General features: G+C 35.2%; 21 protein-coding genes. 6 read left to right on the top strand and 15 right to left on the bottom strand.

Annotated elements, in window-relative coordinates; all coding sequences use genetic code 11:
* Positions 1–13: 13 nt before the first annotated feature.
* The 9 genes from AAFU52_RS05155 to AAFU52_RS05115 all read right to left on the bottom strand — a co-directional run bounded on the left by AAFU52_RS05155 (position 14) and on the right by AAFU52_RS05115 (position 9,330).
* Positions 14–832, bottom strand: coding sequence for a hypothetical protein (locus AAFU52_RS05155; RefSeq protein WP_438425760.1), 819 nt, complete (start codon positions 830–832; stop codon positions 14–16).
* An 11-nt stretch (positions 833–843) separates the two neighbouring features.
* Positions 844–1,797 (bottom strand): DUF5829 family protein, encoded by a 954-nt coding sequence (locus AAFU52_RS05150; protein WP_438425759.1) that lies wholly within the window; start codon positions 1,795–1,797, stop codon positions 844–846.
* Between the two features lie 48 nt (positions 1,798–1,845).
* Complete coding sequence (locus AAFU52_RS05145) at positions 1,846–3,258, bottom strand: alkaline phosphatase (RefSeq protein WP_438425758.1); 1,413 nt, start codon at positions 3,256–3,258, stop codon at positions 1,846–1,848.
* Between the two features lie 254 nt (positions 3,259–3,512).
* Positions 3,513–4,001 carry a hypothetical protein gene (locus tag AAFU52_RS05140; RefSeq protein ID WP_438425757.1) on the bottom strand — a complete coding sequence of 163 codons (489 nt, stop codon included), beginning with the start codon at positions 3,999–4,001 and terminating at the stop codon, positions 3,513–3,515.
* Positions 4,002–4,048: 47 nt separating this feature from the next.
* Positions 4,049–4,522 (bottom strand): hypothetical protein, encoded by a 474-nt coding sequence (locus AAFU52_RS05135; protein WP_438425756.1) that lies wholly within the window; start codon positions 4,520–4,522, stop codon positions 4,049–4,051.
* Positions 4,523–4,555: 33 nt separating this feature from the next.
* Positions 4,556–5,980, bottom strand: a complete 1,425-nt coding sequence (locus AAFU52_RS05130; protein ID WP_438425755.1) for a DUF3526 domain-containing protein — start codon at positions 5,978–5,980, stop codon at positions 4,556–4,558.
* Between the two features lie 2 nt (positions 5,981–5,982).
* A complete protein-coding gene (locus AAFU52_RS05125) occupies positions 5,983–7,389 on the bottom strand; it encodes an ABC transporter permease (RefSeq protein ID WP_024771522.1) in 1,407 nt (468 codons plus the stop codon).
* Positions 7,386–8,102: an ABC transporter ATP-binding protein gene (locus tag AAFU52_RS05120; protein WP_024771521.1), complete on the bottom strand. Its 717-nt coding sequence runs from the start codon at positions 8,100–8,102 to the stop codon at positions 7,386–7,388. Before AAFU52_RS05120 ends, AAFU52_RS05125 begins: the two co-directional genes overlap by 4 nt.
* Before the next feature lie 10 nt (positions 8,103–8,112).
* Positions 8,113–9,330: a GTP-binding protein gene (locus AAFU52_RS05115; protein ID WP_438425754.1), complete on the bottom strand. Its 1,218-nt coding sequence runs from the start codon at positions 9,328–9,330 to the stop codon at positions 8,113–8,115.
* A gap of 1,044 nt (positions 9,331–10,374) precedes the next feature.
* On the opposite strand from AAFU52_RS05115, the gene AAFU52_RS05110 reads away from it, so the two are divergent.
* From AAFU52_RS05110 to AAFU52_RS05090, 5 genes are all read left to right on the top strand, one after another.
* Positions 10,375–10,869, top strand: coding sequence for a hypothetical protein (locus tag AAFU52_RS05110; RefSeq protein ID WP_024771518.1), 495 nt, complete (start codon positions 10,375–10,377; stop codon positions 10,867–10,869).
* Between the two features lie 389 nt (positions 10,870–11,258).
* A complete protein-coding gene (locus AAFU52_RS05105) occupies positions 11,259–11,660 on the top strand; it encodes a hypothetical protein (RefSeq protein WP_051473802.1) in 402 nt (133 codons plus the stop codon).
* Positions 11,661–11,736: 76 nt separating this feature from the next.
* On the top strand, positions 11,737–16,092 hold the full coding sequence (locus AAFU52_RS05100; RefSeq protein WP_438425753.1) for a CusA/CzcA family heavy metal efflux RND transporter: 4,356 nt from the start codon (positions 11,737–11,739) through the stop codon (positions 16,090–16,092).
* Positions 16,093–16,102: 10 nt separating this feature from the next.
* Positions 16,103–17,239, top strand: a complete 1,137-nt coding sequence (locus AAFU52_RS05095; protein WP_024771515.1) for an efflux RND transporter periplasmic adaptor subunit — start codon at positions 16,103–16,105, stop codon at positions 17,237–17,239.
* Positions 17,240–17,241: 2 nt separating this feature from the next.
* Positions 17,242–17,940, top strand: coding sequence for a VIT1/CCC1 transporter family protein (locus tag AAFU52_RS05090; protein ID WP_024771514.1), 699 nt, complete (start codon positions 17,242–17,244; stop codon positions 17,938–17,940).
* An 82-nt stretch (positions 17,941–18,022) separates the two neighbouring features.
* Here AAFU52_RS05090 and AAFU52_RS05085 read toward each other — a convergent pair whose 3' ends face one another.
* The 6 genes from AAFU52_RS05085 to AAFU52_RS05060 all read right to left on the bottom strand — a co-directional run bounded on the left by AAFU52_RS05085 (position 18,023) and on the right by AAFU52_RS05060 (position 23,275).
* Positions 18,023–18,562 (bottom strand): sigma-70 family RNA polymerase sigma factor, encoded by a 540-nt coding sequence (locus AAFU52_RS05085; protein WP_024771513.1) that lies wholly within the window; start codon positions 18,560–18,562, stop codon positions 18,023–18,025.
* Positions 18,534–19,715: an MFS transporter gene (locus tag AAFU52_RS05080; RefSeq protein ID WP_438425752.1), complete on the bottom strand. Its 1,182-nt coding sequence runs from the start codon at positions 19,713–19,715 to the stop codon at positions 18,534–18,536. The genes AAFU52_RS05085 and AAFU52_RS05080 overlap by 29 nt, the downstream gene beginning before the upstream one ends.
* Complete coding sequence (locus tag AAFU52_RS05075; protein WP_024771511.1) at positions 19,706–19,891, bottom strand: hypothetical protein; 186 nt, start codon at positions 19,889–19,891, stop codon at positions 19,706–19,708. The genes AAFU52_RS05080 and AAFU52_RS05075 overlap by 10 nt, the downstream gene beginning before the upstream one ends.
* A 91-nt stretch (positions 19,892–19,982) precedes the next feature.
* Positions 19,983–21,365 carry an NAD(P)/FAD-dependent oxidoreductase gene (locus tag AAFU52_RS05070; protein ID WP_438425751.1) on the bottom strand — a complete coding sequence of 461 codons (1,383 nt, stop codon included), beginning with the start codon at positions 21,363–21,365 and terminating at the stop codon, positions 19,983–19,985.
* Between the two features lie 123 nt (positions 21,366–21,488).
* Positions 21,489–22,196, bottom strand: coding sequence for a LytR/AlgR family response regulator transcription factor (locus AAFU52_RS05065; RefSeq protein WP_024771509.1), 708 nt, complete (start codon positions 22,194–22,196; stop codon positions 21,489–21,491).
* Positions 22,196–23,275 carry a sensor histidine kinase gene (locus AAFU52_RS05060; protein WP_035092580.1) on the bottom strand — a complete coding sequence of 360 codons (1,080 nt, stop codon included), beginning with the start codon at positions 23,273–23,275 and terminating at the stop codon, positions 22,196–22,198. Before AAFU52_RS05060 ends, AAFU52_RS05065 begins: the two co-directional genes overlap by 1 nt.
* 140 nt (positions 23,276–23,415) lie before the next feature.
* Between AAFU52_RS05060 and AAFU52_RS05055 the strand changes: the two genes are divergently transcribed.
* A complete protein-coding gene (locus AAFU52_RS05055) occupies positions 23,416–25,686 on the top strand; it encodes a GH92 family glycosyl hydrolase (RefSeq protein WP_024771507.1) in 2,271 nt (756 codons plus the stop codon).

Here is a 25,686-nt window from a genome sequence, read left to right as displayed (position 1 = left end):
GGATGTCTCGTTATTATTCTTTTAATAGTACGGTACGAGTAACTTTATTGAAAGGACCAGGAATCAGTGTTCCGGTTTCATCCAGCAATTCTAGTTGAATAATCACTTCTCCCATTGGAAGCCCTTTGATAACCTGTGGAGCCCATTCTGTAATGATAAATTCTTCACCATTAATAGTAGCACGAACTTTATGCCCATCTTCAGAAAGAGTGGTGTTCAGCACAAAAAAATCAAGTAATAAACTCTCAGCATCCTTACCAGTATATTCTCCCTTAGGACGACTGTAGATAAGGGTTGGAGCTTTCATATCTAACCCTAGAGAATCTTGGGGATTGGCACCAACCATAAGTTTTCTAACTATCACCGAGTTTGTATTTTTAACCGATTCATGGTACGAACGGCTTAAGAAAGCAACCAAATGATGCACACCATCGGGAATTTCTTTTTTAAAACGAGGTTCATAATGTGCTGAGTAAGGCTGATTATCCAAAATAAAATGGATATGTTGTCCTTTACCCGAATTTGCCAACTTTAGAGAATTTGGCCCCTGGGTTTGGGCACCTAATTCATAATTCTCTAAATTAAACACAAAATCCATTTCACCTCCCTGAGAAATTTTTATGGTTTCAGGTAAATCCAAGGTAAGCGCAGCATCTGGATAGATCGGAGAGTTTTCTAATTTCTCTATGGTGATCGATTGTTGAATTTCTATAGATTCTTCAACAGATGGGTTTGCAATTTCTTCTTCAGTAACATTTTTCTTTTGTTGTTTACACCCTGTAAAAGTAATAGACAAGGATAGGATTACGGTAGTTAAATAATAAGTTTTCATTTTAATCTGATTTAAAAGTTATTTTTATGAAGATTATCAAAACTCCATATAGATTCTTTCCCTTTGTTGACAATGGTGACATTTCCCAGATTAGTTACACTATCGTCAGATCTATTTAAATGACATCGTATCTGGGTGATTTGACTATATTCAATCTCATTAGATGTCGTAATTTTTATAATTATATCTCCTCCATCAATGCTAAGCATTTGACCATCTCTTTCTAATAGTTTGCATCCCAGATGATATAATTCTTGTGTGATACGGATGTAGTCATCCGTAGTACAGGTCATTACAATCGATTTTATGCCATTAAAAAGCTTTTGGTTTGCGTAGTTAGGCTTTAAAAAAGCTTCACGCGAATAAAAAGTATGATGCTTTTGGTACAGACTATCAAGAAAAATAGGATTATAAAAAGCATACCAGGTATGTAAAGCAGTACCAGGACTAGGGGTATAAAATGCTTTGAACCAAGTTCCCTTTTGTTTACTTAATTCCATATCTACAGTTTTTGTAGCATTAAGAAACCGAGTGTTTTCTACTTTTAGTTTTGGTTTAACGCCTAAATGAAAATGTTCATCATCATTCTCTAGAGTGAAACCTACGCCACTTTTCCCAACAGGTTCGTTGAATATATTGTTAGGCCCTAAAATTTCAATATAATGTTTATGTCCTCTTAGATAACACATAGGTGTATCATTATCTATTGGAGCAAAAGAAGGAAGCCCTTTATCTAATGCTCCAAAAGTCTTGCTCCATTCAGTGTCCTTTATTAAACTAGAATATGAGAGACTATCCAGAACTATATATAAATGATTTAACATTATCGCAGAAACATGTTTGCCAAAGGCCGCATCAATCTTTTCTCGGTCAATTATAGATGGGGCGTCTTTTTTTTGCACTTGATCCTTACAAGAGACTAAAAGCATCAAAAGAAAAATATGAAGAGCGATTCGGTTAAACATGATTAAAACTGTATTAAAAGTGACCTTATTGATGATTTGTTTTTTGTCTTAAAATGTATTCTCAACCTCTGCTGCCTCTAACATAAGATAGTGTAGATCTGTATTTTTTATAAAAGGTTTCAATAAGTGATTTCCCGGACCAAATAATGCCAATTCTACATAATCTGCAGAATGGTGCATACTGATCCAGCCCACAGAATTGTGCTTTTTTTGGATTTCAGCCAAAACTCTAAACGGTAAACTTTTAGGGTTGTACAGACCTTCTTCTCTATTGAGAGTGTCATAATAGCCCAATAGTAATTTGGCATCTTCATAGGATAAACCAAATCCATTGGCATACTCAACACGTTCTCGAACTTGATTTGGGGAGCTTTCCTTTCCTATCCCATTTAGAATCCATTCATTAGTATGTTTGTAATTCTGAATGGAATCGAACTGTTGGTTGGCATTGGAGCCATAAATCACCCCGGGGTTGGCATTACCGTGGTCAGTGGTAATTATGACCAGAGTTTCATTATCCCGTTCCGCAAAATCGATAGCCACTTTAATTGCATCGTCAAAAGCAACTTGGTCATAGATCAACCCAGCAATATCGTTGCCATGAGCTGCCCAATCTACTTTTCCTGCTTCTACCTGTAGCACAAAACCTTCTGGATGTTCCTTTAAGACGTCTATTGCCTTTTGTGTCATTTCTGCAAGACTGGGAACACTTTCTAAGAGTTCCTGGTTGCTCCTCCTATCCTTAGCATAAGGAAGCCCATTGTCGGTAAATACACCTAAAAGAGGCTTGCTGTTTGGGGCGATTAGCATTTCATCACGGTTTCGAACTACATGGTAGCCCTTGGCTATAAAAGCTCCGTACATATCTTTTTTGTCCTTCCGTTTTTCTGTTGAAAAGTAATCATTCCCGCCCCCCATCAACAGGTCAAAACCCTGTTCGAGATATTTTTCGGCAATTGAGGCCTGGTCATTCCTTGATTTTTGGTTGATACAAAAACCGGCTGGCGTAGCATGAGTTATAGGTACAGTGGTAACGCACCCCGCTTTTTTACCTACCGCCCTGAACTTTTGCCAAATAGGAAGGTGGGGCTCGCCATTGACACCAATATTGATCCCCCCGTTTCTGATCCGTGCTCCACCACCCCAAGACGAACTTGCAGCAGCAGAATCGGTAACGATGGAGCTGGCAGAGGCCATATCCATCAAAGCACGTGATACTTTGTTTTCTTTATAAAGTTGCAACCAATTACTGCCCTTTCCGCTTTTTCGGTCAAGATAGAGGTCTGCCATATTCAAGGTACCTGTACTCATACCATCACTAACAAGCATTATGATGTTCTTGGCCTTTTTGTTTTTCTGAACCCTATCCCCTTGGGTAGCCCTAATAAACTCATATGGGGATAATATTGCTGCACCAAGAGCAGTAAGTGTTCCGTTTCTAAAAAAATGCCTTCGGTTCATTGCGGTATAATATTATTTTGTTTAGGCGTTATTTTCATTGATTTTAAATTTCAGTTTTGGATTTTCTATTTTCAATGACTTAAGTTCAAAAAAATCGAGTTTATCTAATTTCTCATCAACACCCAATACCTACCACCGAAATAATGATAGGTATTTGGAAGCAGGAAGTTGTCTATCTCGTTTTGTATGGCAAAGAGAATCTTCATCCAAAGAAAAAAGACTAAAAACATGAGTTTTTCATTTCATATCGTTTTTTAATTAACTACCATCCCATCAAATAATTTTGCCCTATTTAAAACATCTCCGGTAGTTGTAAAGCTTTTATTGGAAGGTTCATAAACAAGACTATCTACCCCTATCCCATTACGTAGCAATTCAATCCCTAAAAGTTTAGTATTAAGAAGACGTTCTCTTTGCTGGTCAAGGTGTTCACCTATAATCATTCTCGATTTTAAGAAAGAGCCTTTCTGTCGTTCTATCCTGGGAGCAATACCAATTTTCAATTGCGCCAAAGATCGCTCCACAGGGAGTTGTAATGGCGTTTGCCAATCGAGCAATGCTCCTTGGTAGAAATCCCCATCAGCTTTGGCAACCAATGTGATATAATCTATCCCCTCTTTCCTTATTAGCTTATAAAGGTTATATTGGGTGGGCTCATCGAACTCGAGAACAACCCCCAGGGCGGTATAAAAAAAAGAATTTCCTTTATACCTTTCCTTGATCACAGGTTCCATAAAATCCATAGGGCAAACCAGAAAAAGGGTCTTTTCTTGCCGTTTACCGAAAAAAATCATACCGATGCCCCAGGATTATAAGGTAGGGAGGAATGATGAACGTCTATCTTTAATTTTCCAGAAGGATCAAGAGTATAGCCAAAAGTATATTCAACCTTGACCTCCTGCCCATCTAGGTCAGTAAAGTAATAGTTACCCATAGCCAAAGCTCTTTTTTCTTCGAGTATCATAACTTCGTTTTCAAAGCGTACCTTGGTCCAGGGTTGAATAGCAAAACCTCCATCCTCTGGGTATAGATCGTTTCCTGCAATAAAATACGAAAGTGCCCCCTCCTTATCAGGCCTAAATTGAATGACTGATGTTTTGGTGGGCTTGAACAGTACCTTTTTTTTATCAAAAGCATAGCGTTCATCCAGGAACTTGCTTGTAAAACGCTCGCATTCCTCTCTTTGATCTTTTTTAGCGCCAATCTCGACAACCCCGTTGCCCCATTCCATTTGTACTTTTTGTACTTCTTCTTTAGTAATCATTATTATTGTATTTAAAAATTGAACATAATTTTCTTAATTGAGTATGCCTTTTGTTTTTAGACGTTTTGAGCTGAAAATTCCAAGGCCAAAAAGGACGGTGGATATCAGATAGAGCGTTAAAGCCACTGGAACCAATTGATATGAGGTTGGGCTATATTGAAACTTAGGTAATGTAGTATAGTCCTTTTGCGTAAACTCTTTATTATTGTAAAGAAGGGGCACAAAATATTCCCGCCAATTTCCTGCAAAAGTCATGACCTGTTTTCGGTAATTTTCGTAATCTTCCGTAGAAGTTCCCGCCAAATGGTTGAATGACTCCTGAACAGTGATTGCCGGAGATATCCATTTGAATTTATTCATCCAGTCTTGTTGTTTTCGTAATTGGTTCTCAAAAGAGCTTACTACAGGTTCTAATTCTTCTTTGACCAACTGTTGCGAAGCCATATAACTGTGCCAAAAAGACCTTCTTTGAGAGGTGTCATTAATAGCATACTCTGGATGGTCACGTAAATAATTGTCAAGGATTTCGTCTTGTTTTTGGGTGATTTCTGCTTTTACTTCACGCATCTCATTGACCATAAGGGTGCGCGATGGCATAGGATAAAGGGTATTCCCCAATTGGTTCAATACAGAAGGAACCAGTAACACAAATAATACCCAAAGCCCAAGCATAGCTACCGCATTTTTGGCCGAACTACCTACCCATAGATTGACCAAAAAGGCTAGAGTAAACCAAAAGAGTATATATCCCAACACCAAAGCAAGTAGTCCTAAAACTAGATTCCTTTGATTTAGGATGTCAATACCGATGATAAGAAAAACAAGTGTTAAAGCTGCAATGACCAAAACCGACATCCAAAAGAAACGTAATCCCAGTTTTTGCATTACCCAATTGGAGATACCAATGGGTTGTGCGGCCAGCAATCGGAGTGCACCACTTTCTTTCTCGGCAGAAAGCACGTTATAGGAAAAAGCAATGATCAAAAGAGGCAGTAGATATACAATCACAAATGTCAAGTCAAAACTACCGAACAGCAATTGCACAGGGCTAGTCATTTCGGTAAAATTTAAGGCAAAATCATCGCCTGTTGCCGTTGGTTTTACAAAATGGGTAAAAAGATCTGCTTGGCCCGTTGATACAAATGCCATAGGTTGAAGGCTCATGGAAGCTACCCTGGGATGATAATTTCCTACAGCCATTGGGCTTGTGGGTAGGGTCCATCGAGAAGCACTTACTTCCATCCCACGTTGTACCGAGTCGAGAAGTTTTAACATTTTGGTATCACTTTCCCGTAGTTCTTCTTGTGCCTTTACAATGATATTTTTACGTTTCTCTACTTTTTGTTTTCCATTAAAGGCCGAAAAACCGAAGAGAAGCAATAATATCAAACTCAAGAGCTGTATCCATCGGCTACGAAGCAACAGCTTTAATTCATATTTAAAATTGTAACTGAACATACTTATAAATTTTTAGGAATGAAAAAAAGGAATCCAAAAGAGCCTAAGAACCAAAATCCCATGACCATAAGATTGGAGGTATTTTGCTCTAGAATGGCTCCGAGTTGAGGAGGAGTATAGTCAAAGTCAGGTAACTGTTTCCAGGTTTCGGCATCTGCTTGGTACGCCCAATTGCCATATTCGGAGTTTTTGGCAAAATCCCCATTCAAAAATTTTTGAGTAGCGATGCGATAGTCCTCTGCAGCATCGGCAAAATCCCAATGCGTAGCATAATCGGTCTGGGCAATGGCCATACTCAAAAATCGGGTAGGAAGATAGGGGGAGAGAAGCGCCAAATTCCTGTATACATCCGACTGCTGCTCATATTGATTCTTGAGATGATTATAGTGTTTTAGATAGATCTTTGCCTGGTGTTCCTCACCTTTTTGCATTCTATAGGCATCATAGTTAAAGGGAAGCTGAGATAGGCTATCCACACTGTATTCTTTCAATATTTTTTCCTCTAGAAGTTTGGCCTCCTTGTTCCAGGGATTATGACCATCGAGCCCTGATTTTTTGTCTTTTAAGACATTGGCCGTAAATTCTTGTCGTGTTGGGTAGGGATACTTGTTTTCGGCAAAGTTACTCGCTGCTTTTGGTGCTGCCAAACAGGCGATGATCCAAACACATAGGGACACTACAAGCGAGATACCTGATTTTTTAGTTTTGATAGAAATCAACAGTACTAAGTTGATAAAGATAACATAGTAAACTACATATATCATAAACAATAAGAACAATGATTCCCATTTGAAGACCCCAAAATCTTGCAAGTTAGACAATAGGATACCTGCTATCAAGAACAGAATAGCCGTGATCAACAAAATAGGGAAGAAAAGTGCCATCCATTTTCCCCAGATCCATTTCCATTGGGAAATGCCCTGACTCTTGAGCAATGTTAAGGTACCCATTTCACGTTCTTTGGTAAAACCGTTATAACCCAGAAGAACAATGAGCAGGGGAATGATGAAGAGCAACATAAAATCTGGTGTCAAATCTCCAAAGCGAGCGAGGCCCGTTTGATCCGCCGCTGCGCTGAATTGTGCCTCGTTACGTTTATGAGCCTCCAAAAAAATGGAGGTACCTGTATATTTATCTACACCTTGGTCTACTAACGAAAGAGGATATTTAGGTTTAAAAGCATAAGTGCCATAATGTGCTGCAGAATGTGGATTCTTTTTACCTTGATTGTCCCAAACCTCACGTTCTGCCGTTTTAGCAGCCGAGTACTGTGCGTTCACATTTTGGTATTGTTGAGCACTGACCCATACCGCCACACTTAATAAAAAGAATACAATAATTAAGGAGATGCGAACGCGACCATCACGCAATAATTCCTTGGTTTCCTTAAGAAAAGTTTTTGTTATCATGATAATATTTCTTTATAGTCCATGGTATCGAGATATACCTTTTCTAACTCGGCAAGGGAAATATCATCGGACACAAATTGTTGCCGTAATTTGCCATCTTTCATGATACCTATATGAGTGGCTACTTCCTTGGCACGAAAAAGGTCGTGTGTTGCCATTAGGGTGGCTATACCCTTTGACTTTAACTTGTGCAACAGCAATCCGAACTCATTGCTGGCCTTGGGGTCAAGACCAGAAGTAGGTTCGTCTAACAGCAGGACTTTAGCATCTTTTGCCAAGGCGATAGCGACTCCTACTTTTTGACGCATACCTTTAGAAAACGCGACGATACGTTTGTCAAAGGCTTCTGTTTGTAGTCCCGCTTCTTCCAAAAAGCCTTTTAATTCTTTTGTCGAAAGTTTCTTTCCTGCTATTCCAGAAAAATAATCGAGGTTTTCCAAAGCTGTTAAGCTTGGATAAAGCATCAGATTCTCTGGGATGTAAGCTAAGAAACGCTTGGTTGCCTTAGGATTTTCCTGTACATCTATTTGGTTAATAGAGGCATTGCCCGAGGTTGGTGTTGTAAAACCTAGCAAGAGGTTGATTGTTGTGGTCTTTCCAGCACCATTAGCTCCGAGAAGGCAATATATTTCACCTTCTTTGATTTGAAGGTTCAATTGGTTCAGAGCAACGTGTTCACTGTATTTCTTTGTAAGATTGTTAATATTGATCATAATACTATTTTTATACGTTTGAATCTTGATAGCTTGCGATAGGCCAATTGTCGATATTAGAGAACTCTCCTGTTTTCCAATCTAGTATCTCCTCATCGGTAAGCAAACATTTTTCAAGTTGCTGGGTTATCGTGGTAACATCGAGATGTTGCCCAATAAAGACCAGTTCTATCTTTCGATCCCCGAAAGGGATTATCCAATCTGACTCTATTGATTTTTGGTTATCCAGAAAGGAAGGGTAGTTGATTCGTTCTGCAAATGACATAGATGCCCACCATACTCCGGCAGGGTCAATTTTTGTAGAGCCTCCTGCTGTACTCCAGATTAAGGCTTGATTACTACGTGAGGCCAACCAAAACAGGCCTTTACTTCGAATAATATTTGAAGGGAAATGGTTAGAAACATAGTCGAGGAACCGTTCTGGATGAAATGGTTTTTTATTACGGAATACAAAGGAACCAATACCATACTCTTCAGTTTCAGGAACATGTTCATTTTCGAGTTCTCGTATCCAACCTGCAGAACTTTCAGCTTCTTCAAAGTTAAACAACCCTGTATTGATAATTTCCTGTAATGCTATTTGTGAGTTTTTGGTAGAAAATATTCTGGCTCCTGGATTTAATTTATGAAGAATATCATACAAATTTTTTAATTCTTGTTCGGTAACCAGATCTACTTTATTGAGTAAAATCACGTTTGCAAATTCTATTTGATCGGTAAGTAGATTTACAATTGTACGGTCATCGTTCTCGATATTAGTAAGCTGTCTATCCGATAGATATTGGGCACTGGAAAAATCTTTCAAAAAATTATATGCATCCACTACAGTAACCATAGTATCAACATAACTGAAGCGACTTAGGTCGATACTGCCGTCCTCATTGGCAAAACTAAAGGTTTGAGCCACAGGAATAGGTTCTGAAATACCTGTACTCTCGATAATCAGATAGTCAAACCTGTTTTCCTTTGCTAATTTTTCGACTTCTATCATCAGGTCTTCTCGAAGGGTGCAGCAAATACAGCCATTGCTCATTTCTACGAGGCGTTCCTCTGTTCGAGAAAGGGTGTTTTCATTTTGTATGAGCTGGCTATCTATATTGACCTCACTCATATCATTGACAATCACAGCAACTTTTAACCCTTCTTTATTATGTAAAATATGGTTAAGTAATGTAGTCTTGCCTGCACCGAGAAAACCACTCAATACAGTAACGGGTAATTTTTTCATGACTAAAAAAAATTAAATACTAAAAATGTTGGAAGAAAATTTTCTGACTAACAGAGAAGGGTAATTGATCTAATGTGTGCACTATGATATGGTTTATAAAACCATATAGTTATAAGTATAAATATGCAAAAAGAAAATTTTCAAAAGTAAAACGCAACTACCCTAAATATTTAGGTGGAGGTTTATTGTGGATGCTTTTAGGTAGTGTAATACAGTATTGCGATGTTTCGTAACAAAAATTGGTTTTGTATTCTTGGAAATTTATCGCAGATTTTTGTTCTACTTCTACAAATGTATTATCTGTAAAAGGAGTGAGTTTATATGATACCGCGATAATTTCACACAACTCACAATGTATTTGATCATCGTCATCAGAAAAATGAGAAATAGCATGTACATTGACAATTCTAAGAAATAGAAAAGCGGATAGAAAAAAAAGAGTAATAATATTTTTCCAAATGTTCATTCTCATTTGCCAAATATAGTAATTAATTGGATTCTTAAATCTTAAGATATTTATAAGTAATAAACTTTGGCAAAAATTTTGGATTCATAATCATGTTCCTTCACAGAAATGTGAGGCTTTTTTTATTGACAACATTTTAATTAGGACTCAACAGGACGAGAAGTTTATCCTGAACAAGGAACGAGTCGAAGGGAATCCTGTTTCCAATACTAGAAATGACAAGGGTTTTAAGAAATTGAAGCCCTTTTTTTACATTTGCCTCATATAGTCAATAACATTTGATTCAATCCTTAGAGTACTATTTGGGTTATATAGGAGCTGACCGAATTGATTTCTTAAATTAACAGGCTCTCAAATCTTTCCATCTTGAGTCACACCCAGACGAAAATTAGAAAACACCCAAGTCAAAACAAGGAAAAACACCCACAGAACAAGGGTTTTTACATATAAATTAAAGAAGGCTATGTGCTACTTTTGAGTTGTAATATTACAACTCAAAAGTAGTGGAGATCTGAATCACTAAAAAAACGGGGCGTTACCGAAAAGCCAAAAGAGTAGGAATAATTAAATATAATAAAATGGACACTTTAACAGCAGAAAAGAATAAATTTCATCCTTCTAATGCAATTATAAAAGAAGCAACTCAAAATGCGTTCAACAAGATTGATTTTGTAGATAAAGATGGTGCAGAAAACTTTTTGACTAAATTAGAAGGATCGGTACCAGCACCACTTGGAGCAAAGGCTTCATTAATTTTTGCGGGTATTTACGGTAACGTTACCGTTGAGCCTACATCAGGAGGTTATGAGAATTGGAAGTTTGACGAATCATTTTGGGGTGTTGGAGCAGTAGGAGGAAGTTCTATTGGTTTTATGTACACAGCGTATGATAATTGGAATTCTTTCTTTAAAAATGTAACATCATTCCACGTTCAAAGTTTTGCTTCCGGTGGGGGTATTTTACAAGTAAACTTTTTTATTAGCAATGGGACACCAGTTGGCCAATTTAATGGAGCAATGGCTGGAGCAGGTGCAGTTGAAGGAGGTGCTTCTGGAAAATGGAAAAAAGCATAAAACAATAAACAAACTGGAGGGATTATTTCCTCCAGTCTGTTTTTCTACTTAACCAATATTCTCTAAAAAAACAGTCAAAAATTATACTCTTTTATAATGGAAAAAGCTCATAACCTAAAGGTCACAGAGCTCGTGCTGAACTTGATTCAGTATTTGAGTCCTGTTCCAAATACGAAGAAAACCAGTTGTGAAAACAACTGATTTTTTTATACCCGAAACCTGATGCCCCGCATCATGGATTGTAAGAGATTAATCTCAATTATTACATTTATACAGATATCCTGGTTCATCTAAAAGAAGAGATTTTTTCTTTTTTAATTTAGAACAATTACGAATTAAGTAAGGAGTATTAGAAATTCTTGCAAATAGATTATCTTTATCATAATAAGATGATTGTAAAGCTAATATCTATATTAATCTCAGGTTTAGTATTAACTCAAAGTTTCAATGTCGGTGTAGTCGATATTGTACAACTGGATGAGTTAATGGAGCATGCCAAATTTCACGCAGATGAATATGGTGATAATTTCTTTGTGTTTATTTCTAAGCATTACGGAGAGTTAAAACAAGAGCATAATAAAGAACATCAAGAAGAAAAAGAAGAACATGAGCAGCTTCCGTTTCAGCATCAAGGACATACAAATTCTTTCCTGGCTTTAGTTATCAATTACAATAAGAATGATTATAAAAAAATAGAGGAGCAAAGAAACTCTTCTACTATCTTTTTCTATCAATCTCCTGACTACAATTGTCATCTGTCAGGAATCTTTCAACCACCACGGCAAGCATAATTCATTTTATAGGTTTTATCCATTAATGTTATCGTGTATACACGATGATGTAATCATATTTATACCATTATGAATTATGTTATCATATATTATCAATTTTAGTATTAAGAACAAATTTGTTGTTCTTTTATTTACAACCTTCATTATAGGATTTGGGTTGTACTCATTATCACAAATTCCTATTGGCGCAGTACCAGATGTTACAAACAATCAGGTACAAGTTATCACAACTTCGCGTAATCTTTCTACCCAAGATATGGAGCAATTCATTACCTATCCTGTAGAGCTAGAAATGGCAAATTTACCAGGGGTGTTGGAGATTCGTTCTATTTCAAAATTTGGACTATCAGTAGTGACCATTGTTTTTGAAGACGATATGGGAACCTTTTTACCCAGACAACTTATTGCCGAAAAAATAAAGTCAGCATCAGAGAAAATTCCTGAAGGGTTTGGGACACCAGAGATGGGACCAATTACCACAGGTTTAGGAGAAATCTATCAATACATCCTTGATGTAAAACCAGAGTTTAAGGACAAGTACAATGCAGAAGACCTAAGAACTATACAAGATTGGGTAGTAAAACGACAACTCTCAGGCATTACTGGTGTAGTAGAAGTCAATACCTGGGGTGGTTTCTTGAAACAATATGAAGTTGCTATAAATACAGAAAAACTCAATGCTATGAACATTACAGCACGTGAGATTTTTACAGCATTAGAAATGAATAATAGTGTTTCTGGGGGTGGTTATATTGAGAAAGTTAACCAAGCATTTTTTATACGTGGAGAAGGCCTTGTTTCATCACTAGAAGATATAAATACTATTGTTGTTAAAAACGAAGATGGTGTACCTATCTATATTAAAGATGTTGCAAAAGTAGGTTTCGGAAGCGCTACTCGATTTGGTGCTATTACAGGTAATGGCGAAGGTGAAAAAGTGTTAGGGCAAGTTATGATGCTTAAAGATGCAAATTCTAAGAAAGTAATTGAAGCGGTAAAAGAACGGGTTGCGGAAATCTCAAAATCACTACCAGAAGGCGTTTATATTAATGCTTTTCTTGATCGTAGTGAATTGATAGCAAAAACGACTTTTACTGTTTCAGAGAACTTAATTCTTGGATGTTTGATTGTAATTTTTGTTGTAGTCTTGCTCTTGGGTAATTTCAGATCTGGACTAGTCGTAGCATCAGTTATTCCATTGTGCTTGCTCTTTGCCCTATCTTTAATGTACATCTTTGGTGTAGATGCCAATTTGATGAGTTTGGGAGCTATTGACTTTGGAATTATCATTGATGGTGCAGTAATTATTGTAGAATTCATAGCTTTTCAAATCACACAAAAGAAGGATGAGATTAACGCTGGATTTCATACTAAACTTAGCCGAAGTGAGAAAGCAGAACAACAAGAATTAAAAGATGAGATTACATTTTCTGGAGCATCAAAAATGATGAGCTCAGCCATCTTTGGACAGCTTATTATTTTGATTGTATTCATCCCGATTTTATCGCTAAGCGGTGTCGAAGGTAAGATGTTTAAACCAATGGCATTAACGTTCAGTTTTGCACTTATTGGCGCAATGATTCTTTGTTTTACATACGTTCCTGTAGTAGCATCGATATTCTTAAAACCATCAAGAGCCACCGATAAAAATATCTCAGTACGATTAATGAAATGGCTCAACAAAATGTATGCGCCAATTATCCATTGGGCATTACAAAGTAAGAAGTTAGTGTTAGGAATCGCGATAGCACTTTTGGCTATTTCACTTTATTTATATACAACGATGGGTGGTGAGTTTGTACCAACCTTAGATGAAGGAGATTTTGTTATTCAGCCTGTTCTAAAAACAGGAACTTCATTGAGTAATACGGTAAAAATCACTACAGAAATAGAGAAGATACTTCTAAAAGAATTTCCAGAAGTAAAACAAGTAGTTACTCGTATTGGTGCTGCCGAAGTGCCTACGGATCCAATGTCTATGGAAGAGAGTGATGTAATTATTGTTCTAAAACCTAAAGGCGAATGGACGTCTGCTTCATCCAAAGATGAACTGGCAGATAAGTTTAAAGAAGCATTGGCGATAATTCCAGGAATGGAAGTAGAGTTTACGCAACCTATCGAGATGAGGTTTAATGAACTAATCACGGGAGTACGTGCCGATATAGCTATTAAGATTTTTGGGGATAATTTAGATATACTAGCTAAGAAAGGAAGCGAGATTGGTACTTTAATTAAAAATGTACCTGGAGCCGCAGATATTTCTGTCGAGAAAATAGCCGGATTGCCTGAGATGAGCGTACAGTACAATAGAGCAAAAATTGCCAGATATGGACTTAATATTCAAGAGCTTAATGATATGGTATCTATGGGTTTTGCAGGAAAATCTGCAGGTAGTGTTTTTGAAGGCGAAAAACGTTTTGATTTAGTTGTGAGGCTGGATAAACAGAAACGTCAAGACATAGACAATCTAAAAAATCTCTATATAGATTTGCCTTCAGGTAGAAAGGTCCCTTTAAGTGAATTGGCAGATATCAGTTATAAAAAAGGAGCTGCAAAAATATCTCGCGATGATACCAGACGTAGAATCGTAGTTGGTATAAATGTACGTAATCGTGATTTGCAATCTGTGGTAGATGACGTACAAAGATTGATAAACGAAAATATAAAATTACCTGTTGGATATTCTATCACGTATGGTGGTCAGTTTGAGAATTTACAAAGTGCTAAATCAAGATTGATGGTTGCAGTACCTATTGCACTAATCCTAATATTCGTGTTGTTGTATTTCGCATTCAAATCTGTAAAAGAAGCATTGATGATTTATTCTGCAATTCCTCTCGCTGCGGTTGGTGGTGTGTTATTATTGTGGATTCGTGATCTACCATTTAGTATATCGGCAGGAGTTGGTTTTATCGCACTTTTCGGTATTGCAGTACTTAATGGTATTGTATTGATCGAACACTTTAAGGAATTACAAAAGAAAGAATTTGAAAGTATGGAAGCCTTAATAAAACAAGGAACAAAAGACAGATTGAGAGCTGTATTATTAACCGCATCTGCGGCAGCATTAGGATTCTTGCCTATGGCTATTTCAACAAATGCAGGAGCCGAAGTGCAACGACCACTAGCAACTGTTGTTATAGGAGGATTAATTACTGCTACGTTGTTGACTTTAGTAGTTTTGCCAGTACTCTATGCATATTTAAATATACCTATTGTAAAGAAAAAAAGTTCTAGTAAGATTACTGTAACAGGTTTGAGTGTTATAGCATTGTTGTTTTCTATGAATGTAAAAGGGCAACAAGATGCTAAGACCCTAAAAGAATTAGTCCCTCTAGCTATTGAAAATAATGCAGGATTAAAAGCTAGTGCGTTACAAGTAGAACAATCTGATGCACTAATAAATAGTGCATTCAGTTTTGATAAAACACTGGTTTATTATGAGTTTGATGAGAACAATTTGGCTTTAAATAATAAACCTTTGAGAGTATTTGGAATTCAACAAGATTTCAGGTTTCCGACAGTTTATTTCTCTGAAAAGAAAGTAAATCAAGCTCGCTACGGTGTTGTTTCAAGTAGTTATGATGTTCAGAAAAAAGGAATAGAACGCAAAGTGACAGCTACTTATTATGAATATCAAATCGTTAGAGAAAAAGAAAACGTTTATAAAAGATTGGATAGTTTGTATACTAACTTTTCTAAAGTAGCTGCAAGACGTTTTGAATTAGGAGAAACCAACTATCTAGAGAAAATCACAGCAGCATCTAAGCAAAAACAAATCAACCTTAAATACGAACAAGCACAAAATGATGTAGCAATAGCCTATGGTAACTTATTAAAAGTAATTCAAGTAGATGAAGCTATAGTTATCGCTAATGAAGCATTGCTTAAAGTAACAATGTATACTTTGGATATTGATGGAATTGCAGAAATTGGATATTACCAAAACAGAATCTCTCTACTACAAGCAGAGCATCGTTTTAAAAAGCAGGAACTACTGCCAGATATAAGTTTTAACTATTTTCAAGGCACCAATTCAGAAGTAAATGGAAGCCTTTATGGATACCAATTAGGTTTGAAAATACCAATATTTTTTGGTGGTCAATCATCACAAATTAAAGCAGCGAGAATTGCGGAAGATATTGCAATAGCTGAATCTAACGAATATGAAATTCGGTTGAACACAAAATTCAGAACCCTTAAAACAGAGTTGATCCAGCTTCAAGAAGCATTGAATTATTATGAAAATGAAGGCGAGGCACTTTCAGAAGAAATTTTAAAAACGGCTAATGGTAGTTTCAGAAATGGAGAGATTGATTTCTATCAATACATCCAAAGTTTAGAAAGTGCTTACGAAATAAAGTTGAGTTATCTGGATAAGCTCAATGACTATAATCAAACCGTTATCGCTATTAATTACCTAACCTTATAAACACAACGTTATGAAACGTAACCTATATAAAATAGTACCGCTAAGTCTTGTTTTCACCCTATTTAGTTGTAGTGAAAAGAATAATCAATCGGATAAGGATGAAAGCGAAGAGATAATGGATGGAATCCAAGTTACTCAAGCACAATTTGAACAAAGTAAAATGGAGTTGGGAAGTCTTGAAGAAAAACCATTCCCTGTTGCTGTTAATGTTAACGGAATGATTGATGTTCCACCAGAAAATAGAGCCGTCATAAATTCTACAATGGGTGGGTATATCAAAACTACACCATTACTTATAGGTGATAAAGTACGTAAGGGGCAAGCACTCGTAACAATTGAAAACCCAGAGTTTGTGAACTTGCAGCAACAGTATATGGAAATCAATGAGCAGCTTGCCTATTTAAAGGCAGAATATGACAGACAGGTAACAATGAAAGCCGAAAATATCACATCTCAGAAGAGTTATTTAAAAGCAGAAAGCGAATACAAAACAGCAGTTGCCAGACATACAGGCTTAGACAAGCAATTAAGAATGCTTAACATATCACCAGCAGCAGTGCGAGCAGGAACAATTAGTTCTATTGTAAGCATTTACGCACCTATTTCTGGTAGTATTACAAAGGTAAATGTAACAAAAGGATCTTATGTTTCACCTGCTACTGAAATTTTGGAAATTATAGATAATGACCATATACATTTAGAACTTTCTGTTTTTGAAAAGGATATAATGAAAATTAAAAAAGGACAAAAGATCGATTTCAAAATCCCAGAAGTTTCAACAGAAACATTTAAAGCCCAAGTACACCTTGTAGGTACTGTAATTGAAGACAACAGAACGATTAAAGTACATGGACATTTGGAGAACGAATCTAGTCATAATTTCTTGACAGGAATGTTTGTCGAAGCTACTGTTATTACAGATTCTACTTTCGCAAAAGCGTTACCAAGTGAGGCTATTATTGTTGTTGATGAAGTTCTTTACATCTTAGTTTTAGATAAAAAAGATGGAGATACGTACTATTTCCATCAAGAAAAAGTTGTGGTTAAAGAAACTTATGATGGTTTTTCGGTTATAGAAAATAAAGCTATTTTTAAATCTAATACACAGTTTTTGACTAAAGGAGTATTTAATTTAATAGGAGAATAATCATGGATGAGAAAATAATAGAAAAACATTATATAACGCGTAGTGGTTGGCTTAGAGCTGGAGTTTTGGGAGCCAATGACGGTATTTTATCTACAGCAAGTATTATTATAGGTGTTGCGGCAGCAAGTAGCACTCGTGACCCTATACTACTAGCAGGAGTGGCTGGTCTAGTTGCTGGTGCATTGTCAATGGCAGCAGGAGAATATGTATCGGTAAGCTCCCAAACAGATATAGAAAAATCTGACCTCGCACGGGAGAGGCAAGAATTAATAGATGCACCAGAGCAGGAACTCATAGAACTTTCTGAAATCTATGAAGAAAGAGGTCTAAATAAAGAAACAGCATTAGAAGTTGCTAAACAACTAACAGCGCACAATGCGCTTGAAGCACATGCAAGGGATGAGTTAGGAATTACAGAGATGACAGAAGCAAAACCACTACAAGCAGCTTTTTCTTCTGGAATTGCTTTTACGGTGGGAGGTCTCTTTCCTGTTATTGTTGCATTTATAGCACCTTTAAATTTAATGGAATACATACAATATATTTTTGCTATTTTATTTTTAGCAATACTAGGTATAGTAGCTGCTCTAACAGGAGGGTCTAATCCGGTAAAAGCAGTTTTCCGTATTACTTTTTGGGGAACACTCGCAATGGGATTAACAGCATTTATAGGATATTTATTTAATACTAATATCAATTAAAATTTTAATAAAAACATACAGATACTGAGGTATATTATGAGTGGTTAAAAAGTGGTTTGAGAAGTAATGAAAAGGATTAGTGTTAACAGGATGATTTCTTATTACTTCCGGTTTTTGATTCATAGTCCAGAATACTTCCTTTTCCGCCTTGTAGGATAGTACAACAACCTTCAAATAATTCTTTAAGCTTTTTTCTCCCACGTTGAATTTTAGAGCGTACCGTGACATAATTCATATTAAGCTGTTCGGCGATCTCTTTTTGTGGTATTTCCTTTATCTCAGATAAGATCATTAATTCTCGATACTCTTCTGGTAATTGATTGACAAAAGAATTTACACATTTGCCAAGCGCTATCCCAGCATCATTATCGGTGTCGTAATCGAAAAATGTATCCTCTTCAATAGTATTTGTTTGCAACTGTTTTTTTCTGTAGTAATCGGTAATTGTATTTTTGGCTATAGTATATACCCAATTTTTAAGGTTGTCGACACCATTACTATTCGATTTGGATAATTTCAAAAATACATCTTGGGTTAAATCTTCGGCGTCTTCCTGATTGCGAACACGCTTTTTAACGTAGCCTAATAATGGATTATATAGTTGAACGACTTGATTTTGCATTTTTTATAGAGAAATTGATGAATAAAATTGTTCCTGTTATACACAAAGATAAATATAGGTTTTGTATTCCAATAAACTCAATGGCGTAGATTCCGATAAATGCACCAACGGCAGCACCTATATCCCACCATGTACTTACACTAGAAATTGCCTGTAAGGAATTATCTTTATTTTGTGAGTTCTTTATTGCAATAAGAGGTGAAAAAGTAACCACAATTGTATTAAATAAAAAGGCTAGAATAATGCCCAAAATAGTAATATCAAATGCAATCAATGCCATTGCTAATAAACAAATACTAATTGAAATTGAAAATAAGAATAATGGCCGAAAACGTATGGAGAGAACCCCTCCAATTATAGAAAACAATAAGGTAAATAATCGTTTTAATAATAAATAAAACGCCACATAACCAAGCAACTCATTTGAATTGACCATGTTTCCAGATAATAAATACGATAGAGATACTACTAAAATACCATCTATTGAAACAGATACTATAAAGACCAACAAGTTGATGGTATTTGGATAAAAAGTGAGGCTTGTTTTTACTACCTCATCTTTTGCCTTGGGTTCAATTTTTGGTAATGAATACGCTAAAAGTATACCCAACAGACTGATTGAAGCTATGCTAAACAGCCCATTTTGAATACCAAATTCACCAATGACTATTGGTCCAAACCAAAGTACGAATAATGCCCCTAATGATTTGATACTTTGCGATAATCCGAATACTAAGCCAGATTTTTCTTTAGCTTGCGAGGCGTAGCATAAAGTAGAAGTTTTTAACCCGGAATAACTTAGTCCCCAAAAAATTCTTGCTAGTAGAAAAGAAATTAAACCTAATTTCAGTCCATATAGAAAAGTGGTTAGAGTAGCTAGTGTTGCAGTGATAATCAGCATTTTTCGGATTCCGATTTGGTGTACCCAATTTGCAATAGATGTGTTTGCAATAATTCTTACGAAACGGTTTACCGATAACAACACACCAATAAAGAATACTGAAAACCCTAATTCTTTACCATAAATGGGAAGTACAGGATATAGAACGGCATCACCTAATCCTGCAAAAGCCATGACCCCACTAGCACGCAAAGCCCCTCGAAATGAGGAGCTTTGTTCTTTGCGAATAGGCGGGCTTTTGGTTAGCAACATCCTGTTTTTTCAATATTTATTTCTTTACTCTCATTTTTATCACAACATGATGACCCATCGGTAGGTTGCTCACAACAAGAGCTTTGTGCAGATTGTGCTTGTACCGATGTAGATTCACAGCATCCACTAGCTTGTTGTACTGTTTCTACTTGCTTGTTTGTATTTCTCGTTTTCATAATTATAAATTTTAATATTTCTATTTTGTTATGTATTGTTTTCACTCTTTAAGACGCAAGATTTTTATAATGATGCATCATTTTTATTTTTTTAATTGCATCCTGATGTTCCGCAATTCGAACTGGTAGATTCTACTCCTTCCAAAGCTGATGCTGTAGAACAGCAATTACCAGTAGTACTCTCTTTTTCATTAGTTGCAAAATCGGTACTGCATACTCCAGTTTCTGGTAAATTAAGTTCTACTCGTTCTGCAGCTTCTTTATCGCCTGCCAAATAAGAGATAACCGATCGTACTTGTTCATAACCCGTTGTCATTAAAAAAGTAGGTGCTCTACCATAACTTTTAGACCCTACGATGTAAAAATCTTTTTCTGGATGGCGGAGTTCTTTTTCTCCGTGTGGTCTCACTGTTCCACAACTATGAATATTTGGATCAATTAATTCTGCTAGATCAAAAACCGATTCTAATGAGGCATCTAAATCTATTCGTACCTCACGAATCATTTCTAAATTTGGTCGTGAACCTGTATTACTTATTATTTCGTCTATTTGGTTAATGGTTTCTATTTCGCCATTTTGGTCACCGATAATTTGTATACCGTTTTCTTTTTTGGTTAGTTTTAAGATGTGAAAAGGAGTATAGACGTTTAGTTTTCCACTATTAACCAATTCCTCTATACGAATACCAAGAGCACCTCTCGCTTCTAAAGCATCATCTTTTTTTCCACCATAGACCTTGTTCATATTATCTTTTCTTAATACCCAGTTGAGTTGTGTTTGTGGATAATTTTTTTGGATATCTGCTAAATCTAATAATACATTTATGGCAGAATGTCCTCCCCCTACAACAACAATATTTTTGTTTTTGTAATGTTCTAAATGATCTTTCTTAACATTAGGAATACCATAAAAAATATGATTATTTAATTCTTGTTCTCCTTCGGCAAATACACCACCAGAACCAATCGGATTGGGCTGATTCCAGGTTCCTGTAGCATCAATAACTGCTTTTGCTTCATAATAATTAATAGTACCATTTTTTTCTACTTTAATAGAGAATGGTTTGTCTTCTCTTCCAAAGGTTTTCATTTTATCCAAGCCTTTTCTTCCAATAGAAATTACTTTACTATTTAAATGAGTATGTGATTTAATCTGAGGTAAATTTGCTAGTGGACGAAAATATTGTTCTACCAACTCTTGTCCTGTTGGTAATTCATTTTCATCAGGAGCTATCCAATCGGTTTGTTGTAATAATTCTTTCGCAGCTCGATCTATATTATATTTCCAGGGAGAAAACACACGAACATGACTCCAGGAGAGTATATTTTGTCCAACAGAGCTTCCTGCTTCAAATACAATAAAAGGAAGATTTTGTGTTAGTAAATGTGCAGCTGCAGCTAATCCTACTGGGCCAGCACCTATTATTGCTATGGGTAAATTATTGTTTTTCATCATTTTAAAATTTGTATTCATCTCTTAAGACGACAACTTTAAAAAATGATGCAGGGTACTATAAATAAAATTTTAAGTAATTAAGATTAGGGTATAAAAAATGACTGTGTTTTATCATTTTATATATAAGATTTAATCAAGTGATTACACCTTAAAAATAACACTTCTTACCTCATTTAAATAACTTCTTCCAATTGGATATCGATTATTTGCAATCTCTATACTATTACCTTCAACAGATTCTATTTTATCAATTGATATAGTATAAGATCTGTGAATTCTAATAAACTTATCAGAGGGTAAATCATCTGTAAAATTACTTAAAGTTTGATGCACAATATAGTTGCTTGACAACGTATTCACTTTGATATAATCGCCAAGGCTTTCGATAGATAATATTTCATCCAGGTATATTTTTTGTATCTTTTTTTTATCGATTTTCAAAAAGATATAGGCTCTTTTAGAAGGAGTAGTAACATTATCTTTTTCTTGATAGCCTTTTATTTTGAAAGCTTTATTTACGCCCATAATGAACCTATGAAAAGAGATTGGTTTTACCAAATAGTCTACGACCTCCAATTCATAACTTTCTACTGCAAATTCTTCATGAGCAGTAGTAATTATAGTGAGTGGTTTTTGATGCATACTTTTTAACAGATTTAATCCATCTAAAAGAGGCATATTAATGTCTAAAAAAAGAAGATCTATTTCATTATTTCTTAAATAATCAATACTCTCGGTCGCGTCGTTGAATGAAGCTAAAAAAATCAATCCTTTTGTCTGGTCAACATAATTTTTTATAACATTAATAGCCAATGGTTCATCATCTATTATAACACATTTTAAATCCATTATACTTTAATTTTTAATTCAACAATATATTGATCGTTATTTTCACTAATAGTTAGATTATATTCATCAGGTTTATAACCTAACTCAAGTCTCTTTTTTACGTTTCCTATTCCAATACCCCCAGAAAAGGAGTCAATTTTGTTTTTATTATTTTTTGCAGGAATTGGATTAGTAATTTTAAAATACAGAAAGTCCTCTACTATGTTAAAAGAGATATTAATTTCGATTTCTCCAACATTTTTATTAGCACCGTGCTTAAATGCATTTTCTACAAATGATAAAAGCAGCATAGGGGCAATTTTTTTACCTTCGATTTCACCAGAAACAGTCACATTTATTTTTAAAGAATCTCCGTATCTGATTCTTTCTAAATCTAAATAGTTTTGAAGACATATAATTTCTTTGCTAAGACATTGTCTTTTTTGATTAGTCTCATGCAATAAATACCGCATTAATTCGGATAACTTTAATATAGTTTTTGGGGTTTTGTCTGATTTTTCTACAGAAAGAGAGTATATATTATTTAAAGTATTAAAAAAGAAATGAGGAGACATTTGAGCCCTAAGAAACCGTAATTCTGTTTCTAATTGTAATTTTTCTATCTCAATTAATTTTTTATGCTCTCTAAGCTTATCCAGGGTTACTTTAATAGCAGAAACAAAAGACACAACATAAAGCTCTCCCAGCATCATTTCTATAGTATAATTTAAGGTCAATTCATTTGTTACTTCAGGACCTTCTGGCCAAACATTATGGTTAACAAGGAAATAAGTAAAATAAAATTTTGCCAGGACCATTGTGAAAAGAGATGTGAGTAATAAGAATATGTATATCAAATACTTACGTTTGTCTACGAATTTTGGCATTAAGTAATATATGTTGAAATAACTTAAAGACATATGTATAATAAACCCTAGAATAGTAGTTTTTAAAGAATAGACATAATCGTTAAAGTAACTACCCCATTTAAAGGTGGTAAATAGAAAATATACGAGCCAGAATATAACATGATGTTTTGCAGTTATAGTATAATTATTCCCAGATGTTATATTAAGTACGTTTTTTATTTTTTGCAGCATATTTCCCCAAATTTTATGACGTTTAACTAAGTTGCTTTGTTATTGATCTAAAATTATTCTTTTAACCATAAGTTTTGTAAATATTTATGTCATTACTTGCTCTTCCTGTAGAACAATGATAAAAAAATAAATGTAAATAGATGAAAATACTTCACAATATTAAATTAGTAGTACTAGCAATATTGATTACTTTTTCGTGTAAGAAAGAACATGATAATGAGGGTGGTATAAAAGCAGAAAGCAGTACGGTAATTGAGTTTGTAAACCCTTTTATTGGCACAGGGGGGCATGGTCATACTTATCCAGGAGCAACAGTGCCATTTGGTATGGTACAGGTAAGCCCGGATAATGGTATTTCAGAATGGGATTGGTGCTCTGGGTACCATTATTCAGACTCTCTAACTATAGGTTTTAGTCATTTACACCTTAGTGGTACAGGGATTGGAGATCTTAATGATATTAGATTGATGCCAATTAATAAAGAAGTAGATTTATCTACTTCTTTTAGCACAAGAGACGAAATACCTTTTAAGTCCAAATATTCTCACGATAAAGAAAAAGCTGTACCTGGATATTATAGTGTGTTTTTAGAAGATTTTAATATTAATGCAGAATTAACTTCTACCGTTAGAACAGCTTTTCATAGATACGAATATAAAGAGGGAGACACGCAATCTGTAGTATTAGATTTAGGATATGCTATTAATTGGGATAAAACTTTAGAATCACAAATACACATTGAAGATAAATTTACAGTTTCAGGATATAGAAATAGTACCGGATGGGCAAAAAATCAGAAAGTGTTTTTTGTGATGAAATTCTCTAAAGCCATCAATAACTATGATTTGTATACCGATACCAAAAAAACTGAAAATGTTAATTCTATTAAAGGTGTAAAGTCATCGGCGCAGTTGTTTTTTAACGAGGGAAATAAAAATCAATTACAGGTAAAAGTAGGAGTTTCTTCGGTCAGTGTTGAAAATGCAAAAAACAATATTTCTGAATATAAAAATAAATTTGAGTTTGATAAAACCGTAGAAAAAGCCAATGCATCTTGGCAAAATGTACTATCTAAAATAGAAGTAGATACTAAAAACGATTCGTTAAAAACCATTTTTTACACCGCATTATACCATGCTCAAGTAGCACCGGTAACATATAGTGATAAGGATGGAGCGTTTAGAAAAGAAAATGATAGTATTGTTTTTGCAAAAAATTATACTGCATATTCTACACTTTCTCTTTGGGATACCTTTAGAGCAGAGCACCCATTACTGATATTCTTAGAACCAAATAAAGTTTCTGATATCGTAAATTCTATGTTAGCATATTATGAAAATAACAAGACATTACCTGTATGGACTTTATATGCTAATGAAACCAATACTATGACCGGGTATCACTCTGTTTCTGTGATTGCCGAAGCATATCTAAAAGGCATCAAAGGCTTTGATATCGAAAAAGCATATGAAGCGATGAAAACCACTATGATGCAAGATGAAAGAGGGTTGGAGTATTATAAAAAACATGGGTATATCCCATATAATTTGCTAGATGAATCTGTTACTATTACATTAGAATATGCCTATAATGACTGGTGCGTTGCACAAGTTGCTAAAACTCTAGGGAAAGAAGAGGATTATGAGTATTTCCTAAAACGATCCAAAGCATTTGTACATCTCTTTGATGCTAAGACAGGATTTATGAGAGGAAAATTCGAGGATGGCAAAAAATGGCACGAGCCATTTGATCCCAAATTTTCTGCTCATAGAGTGCATGCCGATTATACAGAAGGAAATGCATGGCAACATAGTTGGTTTGTGCCTCATGATGTTGAGAGGTTGATACAATTATTTGGAGATCAAACTACCTTTGTAGCAAAGCTCGAACAACTATTTACTGAAGATTCTGAAATTACCGGAGATAATATTTCTGCAGATATTACAGGTCTTATAGGACAATATGCACATGGTAATGAACCTAGTCATCATATTGCCTATATGTTTAATAAAGCTAATGCCCCCTGGAAAACTCAATATTGGGTAAGTCAAATATTAAAAACTCAATATAATACAACACCTAATGGATTAAGCGGTAATGAGGATTGCGGGCAAATGTCGGCTTGGTATGTCTTTAGCTCTTTAGGAATTTATCCAATGAACCCTGCATCAGGAGAATACCAAATTGGAAGTCCGATTTTTGAGAAAGCTACTTTAAAATTATCAGGTGATCTTAGTTTTAATATAGAAGCCAAGAACGTTTCAGATAAAAATATATACATCCAATCTGCAACCTTAAACGGAAAAGAATTTAATCGATCATATATTACACATCAGGAAATAATAGAAGGAGGAACATTGCATTTCGTAATGGGAGCATCTCCTAACAAAAACTGGGGTGTACAGAAATAA

The organism is Aquimarina macrocephali (assembly GCF_051627225.1).
GTDB lineage: Bacteria > Bacteroidota > Bacteroidia > Flavobacteriales > Flavobacteriaceae > Aquimarina > Aquimarina macrocephali.
This window is presented reverse-complemented; position numbering and strand designations above follow the sequence as displayed.

Bases quoted from the DNA above. Each gene is read 5' to 3' on its own strand.
- AAFU52_RS05150 (WP_438425759.1), bottom strand. From the start codon at position 1,797: ATGTTTAACCGAATCGCTCTTCATATTTTTCTTTTGATGCTTTTAGTC.
- AAFU52_RS05115 (WP_438425754.1), bottom strand. From the start codon at position 9,330: ATGAAAAAATTACCCGTTACTGTATTGAGTGGTTTTCTCGGTGCAGGC.
- AAFU52_RS05090 (WP_024771514.1), top strand. From the start codon at position 17,242: ATGGATGAGAAAATAATAGAAAAACATTATATAACGCGTAGTGGTTGG.
- AAFU52_RS05135 (WP_438425756.1), bottom strand. From the start codon at position 4,522: ATGATTACTAAAGAAGAAGTACAAAAAGTACAAATGGAATGGGGCAAC.
- AAFU52_RS05130 (WP_438425755.1), bottom strand. From the start codon at position 5,980: ATGTTCAGTTACAATTTTAAATATGAATTAAAGCTGTTGCTTCGTAGC.
- AAFU52_RS05065 (WP_024771509.1), bottom strand. From the start codon at position 22,196: ATGGATTTAAAATGTGTTATAATAGATGATGAACCATTGGCTATTAAT.
- AAFU52_RS05110 (WP_024771518.1), top strand. From the start codon at position 10,375: ATGGACACTTTAACAGCAGAAAAGAATAAATTTCATCCTTCTAATGCA.
- AAFU52_RS05125 (WP_024771522.1), bottom strand. From the start codon at position 7,389: ATGATAACAAAAACTTTTCTTAAGGAAACCAAGGAATTATTGCGTGAT.
- AAFU52_RS05120 (WP_024771521.1), bottom strand. From the start codon at position 8,102: ATGATCAATATTAACAATCTTACAAAGAAATACAGTGAACACGTTGCT.
- AAFU52_RS05105 (WP_051473802.1), top strand. From the start codon at position 11,259: ATGATTGTAAAGCTAATATCTATATTAATCTCAGGTTTAGTATTAACT.
- AAFU52_RS05100 (WP_438425753.1), top strand. From the start codon at position 11,737: ATGTTATCATATATTATCAATTTTAGTATTAAGAACAAATTTGTTGTT.
- AAFU52_RS05080 (WP_438425752.1), bottom strand. From the start codon at position 19,715: ATGTTGCTAACCAAAAGCCCGCCTATTCGCAAAGAACAAAGCTCCTCA.
- AAFU52_RS05060 (WP_035092580.1), bottom strand. From the start codon at position 23,275: ATGCTGCAAAAAATAAAAAACGTACTTAATATAACATCTGGGAATAAT.
- AAFU52_RS05140 (WP_438425757.1), bottom strand. From the start codon at position 4,001: ATGGATTTTATGGAACCTGTGATCAAGGAAAGGTATAAAGGAAATTCT.
- AAFU52_RS05070 (WP_438425751.1), bottom strand. From the start codon at position 21,365: ATGAATACAAATTTTAAAATGATGAAAAACAATAATTTACCCATAGCA.
- AAFU52_RS05085 (WP_024771513.1), bottom strand. From the start codon at position 18,562: ATGCAAAATCAAGTCGTTCAACTATATAATCCATTATTAGGCTACGTT.
- AAFU52_RS05055 (WP_024771507.1), top strand. From the start codon at position 23,416: ATGAAAATACTTCACAATATTAAATTAGTAGTACTAGCAATATTGATT.
- AAFU52_RS05075 (WP_024771511.1), bottom strand. From the start codon at position 19,891: ATGAAAACGAGAAATACAAACAAGCAAGTAGAAACAGTACAACAAGCT.
- AAFU52_RS05095 (WP_024771515.1), top strand. From the start codon at position 16,103: ATGAAACGTAACCTATATAAAATAGTACCGCTAAGTCTTGTTTTCACC.
- AAFU52_RS05155 (WP_438425760.1), bottom strand. From the start codon at position 832: ATGAAAACTTATTATTTAACTACCGTAATCCTATCCTTGTCTATTACT.
- AAFU52_RS05145 (WP_438425758.1), bottom strand. From the start codon at position 3,258: ATGAACCGAAGGCATTTTTTTAGAAACGGAACACTTACTGCTCTTGGT.